Source organism: Streptomyces sp. NPDC091289 (assembly GCF_044757365.1).
Classification (GTDB): domain Bacteria; phylum Actinomycetota; class Actinomycetes; order Streptomycetales; family Streptomycetaceae; genus Streptomyces.
Genome location: NZ_JBIVUT010000022.1, coordinates 91,589 through 112,807 on the forward strand (window position 1 = coordinate 91,589; position 21,219 = coordinate 112,807).

The window sequence follows — 21,219 nt, forward strand, 5'->3', positions numbered from 1 at the left end:
GGGGAGGTCGAGTGACACACCCGCCGAGCGGCGGCTCGCAGACGTTGCGCACGCCGGACCCGGTGTCCGCGCACGCCGGCGTGCCCGCACAGCGCCGCGCCGCGTGGGCCGCGCAGTCCGAGCGCCTGCGCGCCGTGGCGACGACCGAGCCCGGCCGGCTCCAGATCATCGGGGCCGTCCTGGCCCTGCTGGTGGTGGCGTTCGGCGCGGTGACCACGCTGGAGATCTCCTCGCGGGCCTCCGCGGCCGACGACGTGGTCAGCCGCAGTCAGCCGCTCAGCGCCGACGCGGCGGACATCTACCGCTTCCTGGCGGACGCGGACACGACGGCCGCCAGTGGGTTCCTCGCGGGCGCGCAGGAGCCCGAGGCCGTGCACGAGCAGTATCGGAAGGACATCGAGGAGGCGGCCCGGCTGCTGGTGAAGGCGTCGGGCAGCACCGACTCCGACAGCGCGTCCAGCCGTGAGATAGCCACCCTCAACAAGCTGCTCCCGGTGTACACGGGTCTGATCGAGCGGGCCCGCGCCAACAACCGGCAGGGCCTGCCGCTGGGCGGCGCCTATCTCCGGTACGCGAACCAGAAGATGACCGGCGAGATGCTGCCCGCCGCCGAGCGGCTGTACGCGGCGGAGTCGGGCCGGCTGGAGACGGACTCCGCCGACGCCCGGCAGTGGCCGCTCCTCTCGCTCGGCGCCGGGATCCTGGTGCTCGGCGCGCTGGCGTGGATGCAGCGGCGCACCTACCGCCGGACGAACCGGGTGCTGAACCACGGGCTGCTGGCGGCGACGGCCGCCGCCTCGGTGGTGGTGCTCTGGCTGGCCGTGGGGCACGCGGTGGCCCGTGCGGAGCTGCGGTCGGCGATGGTGCACGGCCAGGCGTCCCTGGATGTGCTCAACGACGCGCGGATCAGCTCCCTGAAGGCGCGCGCCAACGAGAACCTCACCCTGGTGGCGCGCGGAGCGGTGCTGACCCCCGACGGCTCCGCCGACCAGTACGAGGCGGACTACACCACCGGGATGAAGGCGCTGAAAGCCCAGTTGGAGAAGGCCGAGCGGCTCGCCGACGACGAGAGCGGGACCGCGCCGGTGGTCAAGGCGACCGAGGGGGTGGCCGAGTGGCAGGTCCGCCACCGCGAGGCCCGTGCCACGGACGATCACGGGGACTACGACGGCGCCCTGAAGCAGATCATCGGCACCGACAAGTCCACCGGGCAGTCCTTCCAGCAGGTGGACGCCGCGCTGGAGAAGGCACTCGCCCATGAGCAGGGCGAGTTCACCGCGGCGGCGAAGGACGGGCGCGGGGCCCTGCGGGGCCTGCCGACAGGAGCCGCGGCGCTGGCGGTCCTGGGGGCCGCCGCCGTGATCGTCGGGGTCAACCGCAGGCTCTCGGAGTACCGGTGAGAGGGGCAGCGATGAGCAGGCCGAAGGACCGGCCCGGGCGCGGCGGCCTGCGCGGCTGGGGCGGCGTGACGGGGATGGCGGCGGCCTGCGCGGTCACCGCCGCGCTCACCCTGCTGCCGCTGGCCCACCACAGCGGCGGGGCGGGCGCCCCGGACACCTCGGGCGGCGGCGGCGCGGTCACGGCGGTCCAGACGCGGGCCGAGGAGTGCACCGAGCCGGAGGCGAGCCTGCCCGCGTCGGGCGACGACGGGCCGAACATCGACGCGATCAAGCAGCGCGGCAAGCTGATCGCGGGCGTCGACCAGAACAGCTTCCGCTGGGGCTACCGCAATCCGGAGAGCCGTGAGCTCGAAGGGTTCGACATCGACCTGGTGCGGGCCATCGCCAAGGACATCCTGGGCGACCCGGACGCGGTGATCTTCCGCGCGATCCCCACCAACCAGCGCATCGCCGCCCTGGAGAACGACCGGGTCGACGTCGTCGTACGGACGATGACGATCAACTGCAAGCGTCTGGAGCAGGTCTCCTTCTCCACCGCCTACTTCCAGGCCGGACAGCAGGTGCTGGCCCCGAAGGAGTCGCCGATCACCGGCTACGACTCCTCGTTGAAGGGCAAGCGGGTCTGCTCGGCCGAGGGCTCCACGGCGTACGAGGCGCTGGAGAAGAAGTCCTTCGGGGCGCTCTACAAGGACGACTTCGACGGCACCGAGCGCGACCCGGACCTGCTGACCGTGCCCAACCAGCTGGACTGCCTGGTGCGGCTCCAGCTCGGCGAGGTCGACGCGGTGGTCACGGACAACGCCCTGGCGGCCGGTCAGGCGGCGCAGGACCCGGCGGTGGAGCTCAAGGGGAAGACCCCGTTCACCACCGAGTACTACGGCGTCGCGACGAAGAAGGGCGCGGACGACCTGGTGGCCCGGGTGAACAAGGTCCTCGTGGACTACCGGGCGGGCGGCACGGACAGCGCCTGGATGACGTCGTACCGCGAGTGGCTGGCGGCCGGTCTGCCCGGCATCACCGCGCCGCCCGCGCCCAAGTACCGGGGCGACTGACGCCGGCGCGCGGCAGTACGCACCGGTCGCAGCAGACCGGAGCAGACCGAGGCAGACCGAGGCAGACCGATCCCGCCGGGCCCAACGGCCAGGCGGGGAGAGCGGAGAGGTGATCGATGGGCGTCGCGGGATCCTTCCCCAGCTTCGCGGGGAGGCCCCCCGGCCCGGTCATGGACCGGGAGGAGGCGGACCGTGCGCTGGCCCGGCTCGGTGCGGAGCACGAGGCCATCGAGACCTCGCTCCTCGCGCTCCAGGACCATGCCGGCCGCCGGCTCCTGGAGGGCGCCGAGCTGACCGGTGTCACCCGGGAGCGCTGGGCCACGACCGAGCAGTCGATCACCCTGCTGTGGGGGTATTTCGACGCGTACGCGGGAGCCCTGTCCGAGGCCCGGGAGATCCGTGCGCGCCGCCGCCACCCGAACCGGGAGGACCTCACGGCGCTGACCGGCCTGCTGCGCGGCGATTCGGTCACCGTCGCCAACCCGGGCGCCGTGCCGCCGCCTTCGGTCGCGGGCCCGGCCAGGCTCTCCGAGCAGTTCTCGCTCCAGGAGCTGGTCGCCCGGATGAACGAGCTGTACGCCAGGTCCCTGGACATGGTCGTCGCCTCCGACTCCGTCTGGTCGGCGCTGCCCGCCCGGATCGACCTGCTCGCGGCCGAGCTGCACCGGACGCGTTCGCTGGCGCACTCCGTGGGGGTGCGGCCCGGTGAGCATCCGGCCGGGGACGATCTGGCGGAGATCACCGAGGAGCTGACCACGCTGCGGGTGCAGGTGATCTCCGACCCGCTGGCGTTCTGGCTGCCGGGGCCCGGCAGCGCCGCGCCCGGCGGCGGCCGCCCCGACACCTCGCGCTACGACCGGGCGGCCCGCGCCCTGGAGGACGTACGGCGGGAGATCGAGGCGGTGCTCGCGGTCCGGCAGGACGCGGAGGCGCGTCTGGTGCGGCTGCGGGACGTGCTCTCGCGGGCCGACCGCACCCTCACCGAGGCGCGGGCGGCGCGCGGCGAGGTGCTGGCGAAGATCGCCGCATCCGAGGTGCCGGCGGTCAGCGGGCCGCCGACCGCCCTCCAGGAGCGGCTGGCGGCCGCGTCCGACCACCGCAGGCACGCCCAGTGGCACCGGCTCTCGCCGCTCCTGGAGTCGCTGGAGCAGGAGGCCGAGGACGAACTGCTGCGCGCCCGCGAGTCGCTGACGTCGGTCACGGCCCCGCTGGCGGTCCGCGCGGAGCTGCGCGGCCGGCTCGACGCGTACAAGGCGAAGGTCGCCCGGCACGGTCTGGCGGAGGATCCGGTGCTGATCGAGCGGTACGACGCGGCGCGCCGCATGCTGTGGAGTGCGCCGTGCGATCTGCGGGTCGCCGAGCAGGCCGTCCTGCGCTACCAGCACGCGGTCGCGGACATGCTGACGCCGCGCCGGCCCGACGGACCGCAGGACCGGCGGGGCCCGGGCACGGGCATGGGCACGGGCGAACAGCAGGGGGAGACACGATGAGTACGCAGTGCCAGCGCCCCGCGTGCGAGGGCGATTACGAGGACATGGGCGGCGGTGAGCTGTACTGCGACACCTGCGGTCTGGCGCCGGTCGTCTCGCCGACGGGCATGGTCTCCTCGCCGCCCACCGGGATCGCCGGGGGCGGCCGGGCGAGCGGCAGGAACAGCTCCTCGCAGCGCTCGGGCTCCCGCGCCTCCGCACGGTCCTCGTCCCGATCCTCGACCTCGCGCCGCTCGGTGTCGGGCCGGCTGTCGCGTTCGCTGTCCGGTTCGTCCACCTCCCGTTCGGTCTCGGTGCGTTCCTCGGGCTCGACGTCGGCGACCTCGGCCCGGGGCCGGCTCGGCGTCGGCCTGGTGGAGGTCCCGGACGTGCCGCGGCCCGACCCGCGCACGGCGGTGATGGAGAACCCGGAGGTGCCCGAGCGCAAGCGGTTCTGCTCCCGTTCGGACTGCGGGGCGCCGGTGGGCCGTTCGCGCGGTGAGCGGGAGGGCCGCACCGAGGGGTTCTGCACCAAGTGCGGGCACCCGTACTCCTTCGTGCCGAAGCTCGGTGCCGGCGACATCGTGCACGGCCAGTACGAGGTCGTGGGCTGTCTGGCGCACGGCGGGCTCGGCTGGGTGTATCTCGCGGTGGACCGGGCCGTGTCGGACCGCTGGGTGGTCCTCAAGGGCCTACTGGACACCGGCGACCAGGACGCGATGGCCGCCGCGATCTCCGAGCGCCGTTTCCTCGCCGAGATCGAGCACTCCAACATCGTGCGGATCTACAACTTCGTCGAGCACCTGGACCAGCGGACCGGTTCGCTCGACGGCTACATCGTGATGGAGTACGTCGGCGGGAAGGCGCTCAAGGAGATCGCCAACGAGCGCCGCACCCCGGCCGGGAAGCGCGACCCGCTGCCGGTCGAGCAGGCCTGCGCGTACGGGATCGAGGCGCTGGAGGCGCTCGGCCATCTGCACAGCCGCAACCTCCTCTACTGCGACTTCAAGGTCGACAACGCGATCCAGACCGAGGACCAGCTCAAGCTGATCGACATGGGCGCGGTGCGCCGGATGGACGACGACGAGTCGGCGATCTACGGCACGGTCGGCTACCAGGCCCCCGAGGTCGCGGAGCTGGGTCCTTCAGTCGCCTCCGACCTGTACACGGTGGCCCGGACGCTGGCGGTCCTTACCTTCGACTTCCAGGGGTACACGAACGTCTTCGTGGACTCGCTGCCGGACCCGGACAACATCGAGGTGTTCCGCACCTACGAGTCGTTCTACCGGCTGCTGGTGCGGGCCACCGACCCGGACCCGGCCCGGCGGTTCGCCTCGGCGGCGGAGATGGCCGAGCAGCTGACGGGGGTGCTGCGGGAGGTCGTGGCGCTCCAGACGGGCCGGCCGCGCCCGGCCCTGTCGACACTGTTCGGCGCGGAACTGCGCGTGATCGACACGGAGTTGTTCGACCGGCAGACGGACGACGTCTCGCGGCTCGGCGGCCGGGACACCGGCTCCGCGCGGGGCCGGCTGCTCGGCCGCCGCAAGGGTCGCGGCCGCCCGTCGTCCGGTGTTCCGCCGCAGGGCGGCACCTGGCAGCCCCACGGCGCCGCGGCACCGGGCGCGCCGGGGGCCGTGGCGTCCGCGGTGGCCGGGGCGCTGCCGGTGGGCGCCCAGCCGCCCGGTCCGGCGGGTGCTCAGCCGTCGGGTCCTGCGGGGGCCGCTCCGCTGGCGGCGCCCGCGACCCATGTCCGGGGCTCCGCGCAGGGCGGCGCCCCGGGTGCGTACGCTCCCCCGGCGCACGTTCCGGTTCCGGCGCCCCGGGCGGCTGAGCAGGCCCCGGGCGCCTCGGCCGGACCGTATGTGGCGACCGGCCCGTACGGTCCCTTCGGCGCGACCGCCGGGGGTGTCCGGCTCGCCCTGTTCGACACCCGGGCCACCTCGCTGGCGCTGCCGGTCCCCCGGGTCGACGCGATGGACCCGAACGCCGGTTTCCTCGCCGGTCTGATGGCCTCCGCCCCCGCCGAGCTGATCACCGCCCTGCACACGGTGCCGGCCCCTTCTCTGGAGACCCGGCTGCGGGAGCTGCGGGCCCGGCTGGAGATGCGGGAGCTGGATTCGGCCGCCCGTGCGCTGACCACCCTGGAGGGTGAACACGCGGACGACTGGCGGGTCGTCTGGTATCGGGGCGTCACCTCGCTGGTGACCGGCGACCACGAGACGGCGGCGCTCTCCTTCGACGCGGTCTACGACGCGTTCCCCGGGGAGATGGCGCCCAAGCTGGCGCTCGGGATCTGCGCGGAGGTGCTGGGCCAGCTGGACAACGCCGCCGAGTACTACCGCCTGGTGTGGGCGACCGATCCGGGCTTCGTCAGCGCCGCGTTCGGCCTGGCCCGGGTGCAGATCGCCGCCGGGGAGCGGGCCGGGGCGGTGAGCACCCTGGAGTCGGTGCCGGAGGCCTCGATCCACTACACGGCGGCGCGGGTCGCCGCCGTCCGGGCGCGGCTGCGCGAGCGCTCGCACCGGGAGCCGCTGCTGGTCGATCTGACGGCCGCCGGGATCCAGGTGGCGTCACTGGCCGCCTTCGGCCTGGACCCGGTGCGCCACGAGCAGTTGTCGACCGAGGTATTGGGCAAGGCGCTGGACTGGGTACTCTCCGGTAGTGCCGGTGTCCCGGGGCTGGGCGGACCGGCCGCCGGTTCGCCGGACGCACGGAAGCTGCTCGGCGCCGAACTGAACGAGCGGGGACTGCGGTTCGGGCTGGAACGCTCGTACCGTGTGCTCGCCCGGCTCGCGCAGCGGGGCGACGAGAGGATCGAACTGGTGGAGCGGGCCAACCGTTTCCGCCCCCGGACGTGGGTGTGAAGATGTCACAGAGCCACCAGCAGCCCGCCCTGTCGAGGTGCCCCGGCTGCGAGGAGCCGCCGGCTGCGGGCGACCTGTTCTGCGGAGTGTGCGGCTACGACCTCTCGGCCGTTCCGGCGCGCCCCGACGACCGGCCCACGATGGCCATCACCGTGCCCCCGGCCGCCCCGGCGGACGGCTCGGTGCGGTGGCCCGCCGCCGCGGAGACCGACAGTTCGGATGTGCCCGCGCCCGTGCACCATCCGGCGGATCTGCCGGGGACGGACTCGGGCGGCAGGCCGCTGGCGGAGCCGGAACACGGTCAGGAGCCGGTGGGCGGGCCGGGGCCGGTGGGCGGGCCGACGGCCGGGTCCGTTCCGGTACGCCACGACGACCGGGCGGCTCCGGACGGCGCGGCGGACTCCGGTGACTTCGCGCTGGCCGCGCCCGATCCCCGTACGGCGGAGCACACCGCCGCGGCCGCCGCCGCTCCCGCTCCTGGGGCGAAGGTCTGTGTGGCCTGCCGCTCCGGCCGGGTGGACCCCGACGGCTACTGCGAGAACTGCGGGCACGCCCAGCCCCGTGAGCGCGACCACATGGAGCAGGAGCTGGACGCGGTGGCCGCCGTCAGCGACCGGGGCCTGCGCCACCACCGCAACGAGGACTCCTTCGCGGTGTCCTCGACCGCGCTGCCCGACGGTTCGCCCGCCGTCGTCGCGATCGTCTGCGACGGCGTCTCATCGGCGAGCCGGCCCGACGAGGCGTCGGCGGCGGCCGCGAGCGCCGCCAACGAGGCGCTGCTGGAGTCCCTGCCGCGCGGTACGCATCCGCAGACGGCGATGCACGAGGCGATCGTCGCCGCGTCCGAGGCGGTCAACGCCCTGGCGCAGGAACCGGCCGGGGCGATGGAGCACGACGCGCACCGCCATCAGAACGCCCCGGCGTGCACCCTGGTCGGCGCGATCATGGCGGGCGGCCTGCTGGTCGTCGGCTGGGTCGGCGACAGCCGGGTCTACTGGGTGCCCGAGGACCGGACCCAGCCGACCGCCCGGCTCACCGAGGACGACTCCTGGGCCGCGCAGATGGTGGCGGCCGGCCTGATGAACGAGGCGGAGGCGTACGCGGACGAGCGCGCCCACGCCATCACCGGGTGGCTCGGCGCCGACGCGTACGAACTGGAGCCGCACACCGCCGCGTTCAAGCCGGACCGGCCGGGTCTGGTGGTCGTGTGCACGGACGGCCTGTGGAACTACGCGGAATCCGTCGAGGAGATGGCCGCCGCCGTCCCGGCCGACGCCCAGGAACGTCCGCTGCACGGGGCCCAGGTGCTCGTCGGACACGCACTCGACGGCGGGGGCCACGACAACGTAACAGTGGCGCTTCTGCCGTTCGCCGTACGGCCGCAAGGGGCAGGATCGGCCTGCGAAACCGTTTAACCCTCAAGGAGCCGACCAGATGGCCAACTTCTCCAAGTCGAACGTGCCGCAGTTCTCCGTCGAGGTGTACCAGAACGAGTTCCTGCCCGAGGGCGGCCGTGAGGTCAACGCGATCGTCACCGTCACCTCGACCGGCGGCGGCACCACCGGCGGGATACCGCTGGCGGACTCGGCGGCGCCGACGCCCGGGTACGGGCCGGGGCAGTCGGCCGACGCGGCCGTGGTGCTGATGGTCGACTGTTCCGGCTCGATGGACTACCCGCCGACGAAGATGCGCAACGCGCGGGACGCGACGGCGGCGGCCATCGACACCTTGCGCGAGGGCACCCGATTCGCGGTGGTCGCCGGGACGCATGTGGCCAAGGACGTCTATCCGGGCAACGGGCGGCTCGCGGTCGCCGACGCGCAGACGAAGGACCGGGCCAAGGACGCGCTGCGGAAGCTGAGCGCGGGCGGGGGCACCGCCATCGGCACCTGGCTGCGGCTGGCCGACCGGCTGCTGGGCGCGGCCGACGTGTCCATCCGGCACGGCATCCTGCTGACCGACGGGCGTAACGAGCACGAGGCGCCCGAGGATCTGCGGGCGGCCCTGGACGCCTGCGCCGGCCGGTTCACCTGCGACGCCCGCGGGGTGGGCACCGACTGGGAGGTGAAGGAGGTCACCGGCATCGCCGCCGCCCTCCTCGGCACGGCCGACATCGTCGCCGACCCGGCGGGCCTGGCCGCGGACTTCACGCGGATGATGGAGAACGCCATGGGCAAGGAGGTCGCGGACGTGGCGCTGCGGCTCTGGACCCCGGTGGGAGTGGAGATCCGCTTCGTGAAGCAGGTCGCGCCGACGGTCGCGGACCTGACCGGACGGCGCACGGAGGCGAACCCCCGGGCCGGGGACTACCCGACCGGTTCCTGGGGCGACGAGTCCCGCGACTACCACGTGTGCGTGCTGGTCCCGGAGGCCGGGATCGGCCAGGAGATGCTGGCCGCCCGGGTCTCGCTGATCCTGCCCGACCCCTCGGGCGCGGGCAGCCCGCAGACCCTGTCGCAGGGGCTCGTGCGGGCCGTGTGGACGGACGACATGGTGGCGTCGACCTCGATCAATCCGCAGGTCGCGCACTACACCGGTCAGGCGGAACTGGCACACGTCATCCAGGAGGGCCTGGACGCACGCAAGTCGGGCGACTTCGACGGCGCGACGGCGAAGCTGGGCCGTGCGGTGCAGCTGGCGTCGGCGTCCGGGAACCAGGACACTGCGAAACTGCTTTCGAAGGTGGTCGACGTCGTCGATGCCGCGACAGGTACTGTGCGACTGAAGGCGAAGGTCGCGGAAGCGGACGAGATGACCCTCGAAACGCGCTCCACCAAGACCGTTCGCGTCAAGAAGTAGCACCACACGATCGCCACTCGATCACCTCGCGGACATGGCGCCGCGATCGACAGCATGCGGCCTCCGCGGCCGGAAGAGGAGAGGGGGAAGCGCCGACATGCCGACCTGCCCGAACGGACACCAGTCGGGTTCCGAGGACTGGTGCGAGGTCTGCGGACACCGCATGGCCACCGGCGGTGCGCCCGCGGGTGCCGTGCCCCCGCCGCCTCCTCCGCCGCCCGCGCCCGGTTACGGCTACCCGCAGCAGGGTTCCGACAGTGGCGGGCCCACCATGCAGGCGGAGCTCTGCCCGCAGTGCCGTACGCCGCGTGAGGCGATGGCGCCGTACTGCGAGGAGTGCCGCTGGAACTTCCTCACCAACACGGCGACCTCGTACACCCCGCTGGCCCCGCAGCACGGCACGCCCGGCGGCCCGCCGCCCGGCCTCAATCTGCCGCCCGGATTCCAGGCGCAGAGCCCTGGCGGACAGGGCGGTCCCGGTAGCCCCGGTGGCCCCAGTGGCCCCGGTGGTCCCGGCGGACAGCCTGGTCCCGGTGCGCAGGGCGGTCCGCCCGGTGCGCCCCAGGCGCGCGACCCGTTCGACTACCAGGGCTCGCGCCCCTCGCAGATGAACCGCCCCGCCGAGCCGCTCGCCCCCGAGCAGAACGGTCCGCACGGGAACGGTGGCCAGAGCGGGAACGGCGGCCAGGGTGGGCCTCCGCAGTCGTTCCAGCAGGGGCCCCCGCCGCCGCCCGCGTTCCAGCAGCAGTCCGGCCCGTCGCCGTTCGAGCCCCAGCAGGCCTCTCCCTTCGCGCCGCAGCAACAGCAGCAGTCGGCGCCGCCCGCGCCGCCGCAGTCGTCGGGGCCCGCCGGCGACGACGACTGGATGCTGCCGCCGCCTTCACAGGCCCAGCAGCCGCAGCAGCAGCCGCCGCCCCAGCAGTTCCGGCGACCGGGCCCGCCGCAGGGCCAGGGATACGACCAGCAGGGCCAGGGCCAGCAGGGTCAGGGGTACGACCAGCAGGGCCAGCAGAACCAGCAAGGTCACGGCCCCCAGCAAGGCCAGGGCCAGAGCCAGGACCAGGGGTACGACCAGGGTCAGCAGCAGCACGGCGGGGTTCCCGGCCAGGGCCGGCCCCAGCAGTCCGCCTCCTGGACCGCCGTGATCGCCCCGGACCGCGCGTACTTCCTCGCGATGATGCAGCGCAGCGGCCCCGAGGCGACCGGGCTGAACCTGCCCGCGTACTCCCCGGAGCAGCGGCTTCCGCTCACCGGCAGCCAGATCACCATCGGGCGCCGCCGGCACAGCACCGGCGAGTCCCCCGACGTCGATCTGTCGGTGCCCCCGGAGGACCCGGGCGTCTCGCACCAGCACGCGGTGCTGGTGCAGCAGCCCGACGGCGGCTGGGCGGTCGTCGACCAGAACTCCACCAACGGCACCACGCTGAACGGCGCAGAGGACCCGATCCAGCCCTATGTCCCCGTACCGCTCCAGGACGGTGACCAGGTGCACGTCGGGGCGTGGACGACGATCACGGTCCGCCGGGACTGAGCCCACGCCGTCGGGCACGTCGACTCACCCGGCGGCGAGTGGCCAGGTGTACGGGCCCTGCGGGTCGTCGAGCCAGGCCCACTGCCGGCCCTGGCCCACCGTGATGCCGTACCTCTCCCGCTGCGGGCGCTCCTCGCGCTCCCAGAGGGAGAGGGCCTCGTGCGGATCGAGAGTGCCCGCGGTCAGGGTCAGCAGAAAGCGGAAGAGATCGTCCCCCGCCACCCGGCGCGGCAGCCCGCCGAGGTGCGGAAGGCCGCCGGGCCCCGGGAGCGCCCCGCGCAGGGGCACGAAGTACGCGGGGGTGTGCAGGAAGTGCCCCTCGGCGCGCGGTCCGTGCGCCGTCGCACGGACCTGGAGCGAGACCAGGCCGGTGGCGAGGGGCGCGAGGATCCGCGCCCCCGGACGGCACTGTTCCGGCCAGGCCCCCGGTACGGACGGCAGGGTGCAGGTCGCGATGATCCGGTCGTACGGGGCTCGCTGCGGGCAGCCCCGGGCCCCGTCGCCGGTGATCACCGTCGGGCGGTAGCCGGCCGCGGCGAGGTGGGCGCGGGCCGACTCCGTGATCTCCGGGTCCAGATCGACGCTGGTCACGGCGGAGTCGCCGAGCCGGTGGGCGAGCAGCGCCGCGTTGTAGCCGGGGCCGGTGCCGATCTCCAGGACCGTGTCCCCGTCCCGTACGTCGAGGGCGTCGAGCATCAGGGCCATCAGGGACGGCTGGCTGGAGGACGAGACGAGTTCGCCGTCCTTGAGGCGGGTGGCCAACGGCCCGTCCGTGTACACGCCGCGCAGCCAGCGCGCGCGCCGCTCCGGGTCGGGGTCCTCGCCCCAGAGTCGCTCGTAGCCCCGGATTCCGTGCACGTAGTAGAACGGCACGAACAGATGGCGGGGCACCTCGGCGAAGGCCGTGCGCCAGGCGGGGTCGGTGAACGTGCCCCGCGCGGCGATCTCCCGCACGAGGGCATCCCGCGCCGCGTCGGCCTCGGCGTCGGGGGCGGGCGGGGAGGAGCCTTGCCGGTGTGCACCCATGTCTCCACTGTCCTGCGCCGGGGCCGCGCGGGCGAGCGGCGGGCCGGAGGCGATCGGCCCGGGCCCCCGTCCTTGGTCCTAGGACCCCTGTCCTCGGCCGGTGCGTCTGCGACCATGGACGGGTGACTGAGATTCCGCGCGACACGCTTCAGGAGCAGACCTTCTACGAGCAGGTCGGCGGCGAGGCGACCTTCCGACGCCTGGTCCACCGCTTCTACGAGGGCGTGGCGGGCGACGAGCTGCTGCGGCCGATGTATCCGGAGGAGGACCTGGGCCCGGCCGAGGAGCGGTTCGCGCTGTTCCTGATGCAGTACTGGGGCGGTCCGCGCACCTACAGCGACCACCGCGGCCATCCGCGGCTGCGGATGCGGCACGCGCCGTTCCGGGTGGACCGGGCGGCCCATGACGCCTGGCTCTCCCATATGCGGGTCGCGCTGGACGAGCTGGGGCTCGCGCCCGAGCACGAGCGGCAGTTGTGGGACTACCTGACGTACGCCGCCGCCTCGATGGTCAACACCGCGGACTGATCACGTCCGGGCACTGATCACGTCCGGGCACCGATGGTCACCTGTGAGTGACAAGTGAGCGATCCGTGACCGGATAACTCCGGAATCCGACGCTCCGCCTCCGCATAACGATCACGATCGCATCAAGGTGGAGCTGCAAGCGGTTACCAGAACCCTGTGGCTCTGAAAGCATCGCCGGTACGTCGGGGGGCGTGCGCATGCGGTGTTTCCGGGGCTGGGGGATCAGGTGACGGGTTTCGTCCTTCTGCGAGTGAGGGCTCATCGCCTTCTGCTCTCCGCTGCCGTCCTCGCCGTCCTGCTGACCACATCCGTCCTGGCCGCGCTCACCGCGTTCTCCGGTTCCGTGGGCGACGCGGCCCTGCGCCACACACTCACCCACGGGTCGGCCGCCTCCGCCGCCCTCGTCGTCTCCTCCTCGGTCGGCCACGAACAGCGCGCGGAGGCCGACGAGGCCGTCCGCGACGCCGCCCGCGACGCCTTCGACGGGCTGCCCGTGACGGTGGGGAAGCTGGAGAGCTCGGGGTCGTACGCGCTGCCGCGGAGCCTCCAGGACCCGGCCGCCCGGCGCGGCGATCCGGACCTCACCCACTTCGCCGCCCTCGACCCGGACCGGGTGCGGATCACCCACGGCAAGGCGCCCGCGGCCCCCGACGGCGCCGGACCCGTCCAGGTCGCGCTGCCCGTCGTCGTCGCCGAGGCGCTGAAGCTGAAACCGGGCGCCCGGCTCACCGTCACCGACCGGCTGCGCGACAAGAAGCAGCAGGTCCTGGTCGTCGGCGTCTTCGAGGCCGCCGACCGCTCGGACCCGTACTGGCAGCTGGACCCGCTCGGCGGGCGCGGGGTGCGCAAGCTCGCCTTCACGACGTACGGTCCCCTGCTCACCGACCCCTCGGTCCTCGCCTCCGGTGCGCTCGGCAAGGGGGAGACGTCCTGGCTGGCGGCCGCCGACTTCGCCACGCTGACCACCGGCTCCATGGAGGGGCTGCGCGACGCGTCGGCGAAGGCCCCGAAGGCCCTGACGGCCGCACCGGTGTTCGCGTCCGGCGTCACCGCGCGGACGTCGCTGCCCACCGTGCTCGACCAGCTCGACCGGGCGCTGCTGGTCTCCCGTTCCACGCTGATGATCGTCGCGGTGCAGCTGGTGCTGCTCGCCGCGTACGCCCTGCTGCTCGTGGCCCGGCTGCTGAACAGCGAGCGGGACGGCGAGCGCGAACTGCTGCGGGCCCGGGGCGGTTCCCGGGGCCGGATCACCTCGTTCGCCGCGATCGAGGCGCTGTTGCTCGCGGTGCCCGCCGCGGTGATCGCCCCGCTGCTCGCGGGGCCGCTGACCGGGCTGCTGGCCGAGCGCAGCGCCCTGTCCCGGATCGGGCTGGAGGTCGGACAGGCCTCGACCGGCACCGTGTGGCTGGTCTCGGCGGCCGTCGCGCTGGCCTGCGCCCTGGCGGTGGTGGCCCCGTCGCTGACGGCCGGGGCGAGCGGGCGCGGGTCCCGGGCCGCGTCGCTGCCCGGCCCGGTGCGGGCGGGCGCGGACCTCGGGCTGCTCCTGATCGCGGCGGTGGCGTACTGGCAGCTGGACCGGCAGTCCGGCAGCGGGGCGCTCAGCGGCGACCAGGCGGGCAAGCTCGGGGTCGACCCCCTGTTGGTCACGGCCCCCGCGCTGGCGCTGCTCGCCGGAACGGTCCTCACGCTGCGCCTGCTGCCGCCCGCCGCGAAGCTCGCCGAACGGCGTGCGGCCAAGGGCCGGGGGCTGCCCGCGGCCCTGGCGGGCTGGCAGTTCAGCCGCCGCCCGTTGCGCGGCGCGGGGCCGGTGCTGCTGCTGGTCCTGTCGGTCGCGATGGGCATGCTGGCGATCGGGCAGAGCGCCTCCTGGAACCGCTCGCAGTCCGACCAGGCCGACTTCGGCTCCGGCGCCTCGGTCCGGCTCGTGGGCGGGCACGGGAGCGGTGCGGCGACGGCCGGCGCCTACAGCACCCTGGAGGGGGTGCGGCAGGCGGCCCCCGCCTACCGGGCGGACGTGGAGGTCTCCGGCGGACGCATGGCCGAGGTCCTCGCTCTGGACACGGCCCACGCGGACGAGCGGATGCTGATGCGCTCCGACCTCACCGACGAGAGCCCGCGCCGGATGTTCGAGGCCATCGCCCCGGAGCGGGCCCCGCGCCCCGGGCTGGTCCTCCCGAAGGACAGCACCCGGCTGAAGTTGGACGTGCGGATCGCCACGGTGCCGTCGAAGGGCTCCGGGGCCGTCCCGGACACGGAGACGGCGCCACCGGTGGTCACCGTGCTCCTGGAGGACCGCTACGGACTCCCCTACCGGGCCCTGGCCGGTCCCGTGCCCCTGGACGGCCGCCCGGTCGCGGTGTCCGTGCCGGTGTCGGCGGCGGGTGGTCTGGCCGTGACCGGCATCGAGGTGGACGGCGAAGCGCCGTACAACTACGCGCAGCAGCGCCGGGTCTCGGTGAGCGACGTACGGGTGGTCACCGGCTCCGGCTCCGAACTCCCCGTGCGGGCGACGGGATCGGTGCGCTGGGACGCGTCCATGACGCTCACCGAGTTCGGTGAGGACCGGCCGGGCAAACCGCCGGTCCGCAACGGAACGTCGGCCCTGCCGGACTTCACGTACAACACCGGGGTGAACAGCGAGGACACCTGGGAGCAGACCAACGGCCTCCTGCGGATCACCGCCGCCCGGCCGAAGCCCACGACGGTCAAGGCGGTCGCCACGGACGCCTATCTGAAGAGCACGAACGCGAAGCTGGGCGACGAGATCGACCTCACCCTGGCCGGGAACACCATCCGGGTGACCCTGGCCGAGTCGGTGCGCCGGCTGCCCACCACCGGGACCCCCGGACTGTCCGGCGCCGCGGACACGGCGGCGAGCGGCGGCGCGCTGCTGCTGGATCTCAGGGCCGTCACCGAGGTCCTGGCCCACCGGCCGACCGCCACGATCGAGGCCACCGAATGGTGGCTGGGCACCGCCCCGGGCGACGCGGCGAACGCGGCCGCCGCCCTGCGCGCCCTGCCGGACACCGACCCGGCCCAGGTGCTGGTCCGCGCGGAGGCCGCCCAGCAGCTGGTGGACGACCCGCTGGGGGCCGGACCGCAGTCGGCGCTGCGGGCCGTCGCGGTGGTCGCCGCCGCGCTGGCGGCGGTCGGTTTCGCGGTCAGCGCCTCGGGGTCCCGGCGCGAACGGTCGGCCGAGCTCGGCGTGTTGCGGGCGCTCGGCGCTCCGCGCCGCCAGCTGGCCCGCATGATCGCCGCCGAACAGGGGGTGCTGATCGCTCTCGCCCTGCTGATCGGGCTCGGCATCGGCACCGTGCTGACCCGGGCCGTCGTCCCGCTGATCGTGCTGACCGGGCAGGCGGAGCGGCCGGTTCCGCCGGTGCTGGTCGAGCTGCCCGCCGGGCAGGTCGCGGCGCTGCTGGCCGGGGTCGCCGCCCTGCCGCTCATGATCGTCGCGACGATGGCGCTCCGCCGCGGGGACCCGGCGGTCACGCTGCGCCACCAGGGGGACCACTGATATGCGTCACAACAATCGGGCGGCCTCCGCCCCGTGGATCCGTACCCGGCTGCGTACCGCGCCCGGTGCGGCGGCGGCCCTCGCGGTGCTGGTGCTGGTGACGGCGTTCCTCGCCGCGGCGTTCCCGCGGGCCGTGGACGCGTACGAGACGAAGGGGCTGCGCCACGACATCCTGACGGCGGACGCGGGCCGCAGCACCGTGGAGATCGCCCGCCCGCAGCCCGGTCTCGAACTGCCGCAGGACCAGCGGGAGGCCGAGGCGCGGAGCCCCGAGCTGACGCGGGTCGGCACGGCGCTCCTGAAGGCCCTGCCCGCACCGCTGCACGCCGACGCCTCGTCGGTCGCGTTCGGCGTGCGCACCACGAAGCCGGCCGTCGCGACCGAGCCCTGGCTGGCGAGACCCGAGGCGGTGCCTCCGCGGCTCACGTATGTGGCGCAGTCGGGGCTGAAGGACCACGCCACGCTGGCCTCGGGCGCCTGGCCGGCGGCTCCTGGCGGGGTGACGGCGGACTCCCGTGCGGTGCAGGGCGCGGTCACCGAGGAGACGGCGGCCGAGCTGAAGGTGAAGGTCGGCGCGACCATCACCCTGCTCACCGCGGCCCAGGAACCCATCACGGTGACGATCACCGGCATCGTGGCTCCGCGTGACCCGCAGGGCAGCTACTGGTCCACCGATCCGCTGCTGCGCACCCCGTCGCTGGTCCCGGACCCCACCGACCCCTTGCCGGTGCACTTCTGGACCGGCACCGTCCTGCTGGCCGAGGATGCCGGTCCGGTGCTGCTGAGCACGGCCGCCGAGCCTGCCCTCTTCTGGCGGATACCGCCCGACCCCACCCGGCTGACCGGCCCCGACGGCGCCCGGCTGACGTCCGTCATCAACTCCCTGGAGAGCGGCCCGGGGCTGCTGAAGGTACGGGGGATCGCCGGGGACACCGCGATGGTCTCCACCGGCCTCGGCCACATCGTGGAGTCCAACGCGCGGATGCGCGACGCGATCAGTCCCGTGATCGCGGTCGCCGCCCTCGGTATCGGCTCCGTGGCCGCCGTCGTCCTGCTGATGACCAGCGCCCTGATCGCTGCCCGCCGCCGCGCCGAACTGGCGCTGATGCGCTCGCGCGGCGGCTCGCTGCGCGGCATCGGCGGCCGGCTGCTCGCGGAGACCGCGGTGACCGTGCTGCCCGCGAGCGCGCTCGGACTGCTTCTCGCGGTGCTGCTCGTGGGCGAGGGCCGGTGGTGGCCGGGAGCGCTGGCCGCGGCCGGCGTCGGCCTCCTGGTGTGCCTCGCCCTTCCCGTACGGACGACGCTCCAGCACATCCGGCCCACGCTGCACGGTGCGCGCGAGGACATGGTGAGCGCCCGGCCCTCGCGGCGGCGGACCGTCGCCGAACTGACCCTGCTCGTGCTGGCGGTCGGCGCGGTGACGGCGCTGCGCCGTCGCGGTACGTCGGCCGGGGGCGGCACCGACCTGCTGGTCAGCGCCGCGCCCGTGCTGGTCGCGCTGATCGCGGCGCTGGTCCTGGTCCGGCTCTACCCGCTGCCGCTGCGGCTCGCCGCGCGGCCCATGGCCCGGCTGCGCGGGGCGATCGGCTTCCTCTCGCTGGCGCGCGCCGGCCGTTCCTCGGCCGGCGGGGCGCTGCCGCTGCTGGCCCTGCTGCTGGCGCTGGCCACGGCGGCGTTCGGCGGCTCGGTGATCGCCGGCATCGGGGACGCACGGGACGACGCGGCGCTGGCGACCGTCGGTGCGGATGCCCGGATCAGCGGCATGAGCGAGCGGGCGACGCTGCCCGACAAGCTGGTCCGCGCGGCGGGCGACCTGGACGGCGTACGGGACGCGGCGCCGGTACGGGTCGAGTACGGCGTGGCGTTGCCGGAGGCCGTGGCCGGTGACGGCGGTGCCCGAGACCCCGGCCCGGACGACGCCGGTACGGATACGGATACGGGTGCGGGTGCGGGCGGTGGCAACGCGGAGGGCGCGGACGCCGCGACCCTGGTGGGCGTCGAGCCCGCCTCGTACGCCCGGCTGGCCCGTACCCACGGTCTGCCGGCCTTCCCGGCCGCCCGGCTGAAGGCCACCGGCTCCTCGGCCCCGCTGCCCGAGGGCGCGAAGGCCGGGCCCGAGCGGATCCTGCCGGCCATCGCCTCCCCGGCGGTGGCGGCCCGGCTGGGCAAGGAACCGCACGCGATCAGGACGCTGTCCGGGGACTTCCAGGTCCAGGTCGTGGGGACCACCGCGCGCGCCGCCGCGGTCTCCCCCACCAACTTCCTGATCGTGAACGCCGCTTCGCTGGAGCAGAAGGCGCCCACCACGCTGCTCCTCGCCGGTGCACCGGACCCCGGGAAGATACGCGCGGCGGCCGACGAGAACGGCAAGAAGTTCGTCGTACAGCTGCGTTCCGAGGAGCGCGCACGGTATGTGAACACCCCGATGCAGGCGGGGGCCGAGCGGATCTACCTCGCGGCCGTCGCGGCGGGCGCCGGATACGCGCTGCTGGCCGTCCTGCTGTCGCTGCTCCAGACCGCGCCGGAGCGCAAGACGCTGCTGGCACGGCTGCGCACGATGGGGCTCACCACCGCGCAGGGCAGGCGGCTGCTGGCCTTCGAGGCGACGCCGCAGGCGCTGCTGGCGGCGGGCGGCGGGCTGTTCACCGGCTGGGCGACCATCGCCCTGCTCTCCCCCGGCGTCGATCTGGTCCCGCTGGCGCTCGCGGGCGTCGAGGGATCGGACACGGGCCCCGTCGCGCTGCGCACCGACCTCTGGTCGCTGGGGCTGCCGGCCGCCGGGGTCGTGGCACTCGCCGCGGCGGTCGCGGGCGTGCAGGCGTGGTGGGCGAGCCGCCGCGGATCGATCACCGAACTCAGGGCAGGAGACTCCCGATGACCTCGTCCACCGAGACCACCGGTACCGCAGGGGCCGCCGAGACGACGCTGGCGGAGCTGGAACAGCGGGCCGCGGCCCACCGGGACCGCCCTTCCTACGGGCACGACGCGCTGATCGCCTGCGACCGGGTGGTGCGGATCTTCACCACGGACGGGGTGGAGGTGCAGGCCCTCCAGGGCCTCGATCTGCTGGTCACCGAGGGCGAGTTGATGGCCCTGGTGGGGGCGTCGGGCAGCGGCAAGTCGACGCTGATGAACATCCTGGCGGGCCTGGACGTGCCGACGGCGGGCTCGGCGAAGGTCGCGGGCTGCGATCTGCTGTCGATGGGCCCGAAGGAACGGCTGCGCTACCGCCGGGACGTGGTCGGGTTCGTCTGGCAGCAGACCGCCCGCAATCTGCTCCCGTATCTCACCGCGATCCAGAACATCACCCTGCCCATGCAGTTGCGCGGCGGCGGCAGCAAGCGCGAACGGGCCGCCCGCGCCGAGTCGTTGCTCGCCATGCTCGACATCGCGGACTGCCGCGACCGGCGGCCCCAGCAGTTGTCCGGCGGGCAGCAGCAGCGGGTGGCCATCGCGGTGGCGCTCGCCAACTCCCCGTCCGTACTGCTCGCGGACGAGCCGACCGGTGAGCTGGACTCGGCGACCGGGGAGCAGGTCTTCGCCGCGTTCCGGCGGGCCAACGAGGAGTTGGGCACCTCGATCGTGATCGTCACCCATGACCAGGCGGTCGCGAACGAGGTGCGGCGTACGGTCGCCATCCGCGACGGCCGTACGTCCTCCGAGGTGCTGCGCCGCACGGAGGTGGACGCGGCGACGGGCCAGGAGTCGCAGGTGGCCCGGGAGTACGCGATGCTCGACCGGGCGGGACGGCTCCAGTTGCCCGCGGACTACACGCAGGCGCTGGGCATGGAACACCGGGTGCTGCTGGAGCTGGAGCAGGACCACATCGGCGTCTGGCCGGACGCGCACGGGACGCCGGAGAGCGCCCCCGAGAACGCGCCGGAGCAGCCGGACGCGCGGGAGAAGTAGCGGTTCAGCCGGGCTCGACCGACAGACCGAGCCCACCGAGCCCGCCGGCCGGGTCGCGGCGCAGCGCGATCGAGCCGAAGGGCGTCCGCAGCCGCTGCCAGCCGCCCGCGGAGAGCAGCGAGACGGGGAAGTCCGGGGCGGGGCGCAGGAAGCCGAGGGACTGGGCGGCGTGCACGGCGCGCAGGGGCAGATCCGTGGTGCCGACCGGCCGGGTCCAGATCTCGCGGCCGATCCGGTCGCGTTCGGCGCGGGTGCGCAGCTCGTCGGGCAGCGCCTCGTCCCGCGTACGGAACTCGGCGACGGCCGCGTCGAGAGCGGCGCGCAGAGCGTCGGGCCGGGGCAGACCCGCCTGCTCCTGCCAGGGCCCGCGGGGCGGCAGGACACCGGTCCAGGGCGGCCCGGTGACGGGGGCGGGCAGGGCACCGCCCCGGCCTCCGGGGCCGTCCCCGGGGATGTCCAGGGACTCCAGCAGCTCGCCGGCCGACACCGTGACGTCGAGCGTCTCGGGGCGGTCCAGACGGGCGGTGCGGATGGCGAGGACCTCGAAGGAGGGGGGCCGGCCGAACACGGCCAGTGCGTCGCCGCCGCCCGCCTGCAGCCGGACCGCGGCGGCCCGATCGTAGTGGAGCAGCCGGCCGAGGAAGGCGGCGAGATCCGCCGCCTCCCTCGCGTCGGCGAACAGCAGCGACTGCACGGGCACGGTCATGCCGCGGCGGGCTCCTCTGCCAGGTACTGCTGGAGGAAGAGCTTCTCCTCGGCGGAGATCCGCCGGGGCCGCTCCGCCGCCAGGTCGTACGGCACGACGACGGTCGAGGCGCGTACGTACACCTGGTCGGCGTCCTTGATCTCATAGGCGATCGTCAGGGACGCGGCGCCTATCTTCGTGACCCAGGACTCCACGGTCACCGGCTCGTGCCGGTGGACCAGCGGCCGTACGTAGTCGATCTCGTGCCGGGCCACGACGGACCCGCCCGAGAACGACGGCGAACCGTCCCCGGGCGCCAGCCGGAACATGAAGTCGATGCGCGCCTCCTCCAGGTAGCGGAGGAAGACCACGTTGTTGACGTGGCCGAAGGCGTCCATGTCCGACCAGCGCAGGGGGCAGCTGTACATGTGGCGAGCCAA

The 21,219-nt window shown here is 74.3% G+C and carries 14 protein-coding genes; 11 read left to right on the plus strand and 3 right to left on the minus strand.

What is annotated here, in order from left to right; genetic code table 11:
- Positions 1 to 11: 11 nt before the first annotated feature.
- The 7 genes from ACIQPT_RS27670 to ACIQPT_RS27700 all read left to right on the plus strand — a co-directional run bounded on the left by ACIQPT_RS27670 (position 12) and on the right by ACIQPT_RS27700 (position 11,115).
- Positions 12 to 1,400 carry a hypothetical protein gene (locus ACIQPT_RS27670; RefSeq protein WP_401159613.1) on the plus strand — a complete coding sequence of 463 codons (1,389 nt, stop codon included), beginning with the start codon at positions 12 to 14 and terminating at the stop codon, positions 1,398 to 1,400.
- 11 nt (positions 1,401 to 1,411) lie between these two features.
- Positions 1,412 to 2,452: a glutamate ABC transporter substrate-binding protein gene (locus tag ACIQPT_RS27675; RefSeq protein ID WP_401159616.1), complete on the plus strand. Its 1,041-nt coding sequence runs from the start codon at positions 1,412 to 1,414 to the stop codon at positions 2,450 to 2,452.
- Between the two features lie 116 nt (positions 2,453 to 2,568).
- Positions 2,569 to 3,942, plus strand: a complete 1,374-nt coding sequence (locus ACIQPT_RS27680) for a hypothetical protein (protein WP_401159618.1) — start codon at positions 2,569 to 2,571, stop codon at positions 3,940 to 3,942.
- A complete protein-coding gene (locus tag ACIQPT_RS27685; protein ID WP_401159621.1) occupies positions 3,939 to 6,785 on the plus strand; it encodes a tetratricopeptide repeat protein in 2,847 nt (948 codons plus the stop codon). The genes ACIQPT_RS27680 and ACIQPT_RS27685 overlap by 4 nt, the downstream gene beginning before the upstream one ends.
- A 2-nt stretch (positions 6,786 to 6,787) precedes the next feature.
- Positions 6,788 to 8,200 carry a PP2C family protein-serine/threonine phosphatase gene (locus ACIQPT_RS27690; RefSeq protein ID WP_401159624.1) on the plus strand — a complete coding sequence of 471 codons (1,413 nt, stop codon included), beginning with the start codon at positions 6,788 to 6,790 and terminating at the stop codon, positions 8,198 to 8,200.
- A 19-nt stretch (positions 8,201 to 8,219) separates the two neighbouring features.
- Entirely contained in the window at positions 8,220 to 9,584 is a 1,365-nt protein-coding gene (locus ACIQPT_RS27695) for a VWA domain-containing protein (protein WP_401159626.1), read from the plus strand.
- 97 nt (positions 9,585 to 9,681) lie between these two features.
- A complete protein-coding gene (locus ACIQPT_RS27700; protein WP_401159629.1) occupies positions 9,682 to 11,115 on the plus strand; it encodes an FHA domain-containing protein in 1,434 nt (477 codons plus the stop codon).
- A 24-nt stretch (positions 11,116 to 11,139) separates the two neighbouring features.
- On the opposite strand, the gene ACIQPT_RS27705 is transcribed toward ACIQPT_RS27700, so the two are convergent.
- On the minus strand, positions 11,140 to 12,141 hold the full coding sequence (locus ACIQPT_RS27705; RefSeq protein ID WP_401159632.1) for a methyltransferase domain-containing protein: 1,002 nt from the start codon (positions 12,139 to 12,141) through the stop codon (positions 11,140 to 11,142).
- Positions 12,142 to 12,263: 122 nt separating this feature from the next.
- On the opposite strand from ACIQPT_RS27705, the gene ACIQPT_RS27710 reads away from it, so the two are divergent.
- From ACIQPT_RS27710 to ACIQPT_RS27725, 4 genes are all read left to right on the plus strand, one after another.
- Positions 12,264 to 12,668 (plus strand): globin, encoded by a 405-nt coding sequence (locus tag ACIQPT_RS27710; RefSeq protein WP_006124491.1) that lies wholly within the window; start codon positions 12,264 to 12,266, stop codon positions 12,666 to 12,668.
- Positions 12,669 to 12,894: 226 nt separating this feature from the next.
- The gene (locus tag ACIQPT_RS27715; RefSeq protein WP_401159636.1) at positions 12,895 to 16,185 is read left to right on the plus strand and encodes an FtsX-like permease family protein; all 3,291 of its coding nucleotides are present in this window, start codon (positions 12,895 to 12,897) and stop codon (positions 16,183 to 16,185) included.
- A gap of 1 nt (position 16,186) precedes the next feature.
- Positions 16,187 to 19,063, plus strand: a complete 2,877-nt coding sequence (locus tag ACIQPT_RS27720) for an ABC transporter permease (RefSeq protein WP_401159639.1) — start codon at positions 16,187 to 16,189, stop codon at positions 19,061 to 19,063.
- Positions 19,060 to 20,094 (plus strand): ATP-binding cassette domain-containing protein, encoded by a 1,035-nt coding sequence (locus tag ACIQPT_RS27725; RefSeq protein ID WP_401159642.1) that lies wholly within the window; start codon positions 19,060 to 19,062, stop codon positions 20,092 to 20,094. Before ACIQPT_RS27720 ends, ACIQPT_RS27725 begins: the two co-directional genes overlap by 4 nt.
- A 4-nt stretch (positions 20,095 to 20,098) precedes the next feature.
- Here ACIQPT_RS27725 and ACIQPT_RS27730 read toward each other — a convergent pair whose 3' ends face one another.
- The gene (locus tag ACIQPT_RS27730) at positions 20,099 to 20,800 is read right to left on the minus strand and encodes a hypothetical protein (protein WP_401159644.1); all 702 of its coding nucleotides are present in this window, start codon (positions 20,798 to 20,800) and stop codon (positions 20,099 to 20,101) included.
- A complete protein-coding gene (locus ACIQPT_RS27735; protein WP_401159646.1) occupies positions 20,797 to 21,219 on the minus strand; it encodes an acyl-CoA thioesterase in 423 nt (140 codons plus the stop codon). The genes ACIQPT_RS27730 and ACIQPT_RS27735 overlap by 4 nt, the downstream gene beginning before the upstream one ends.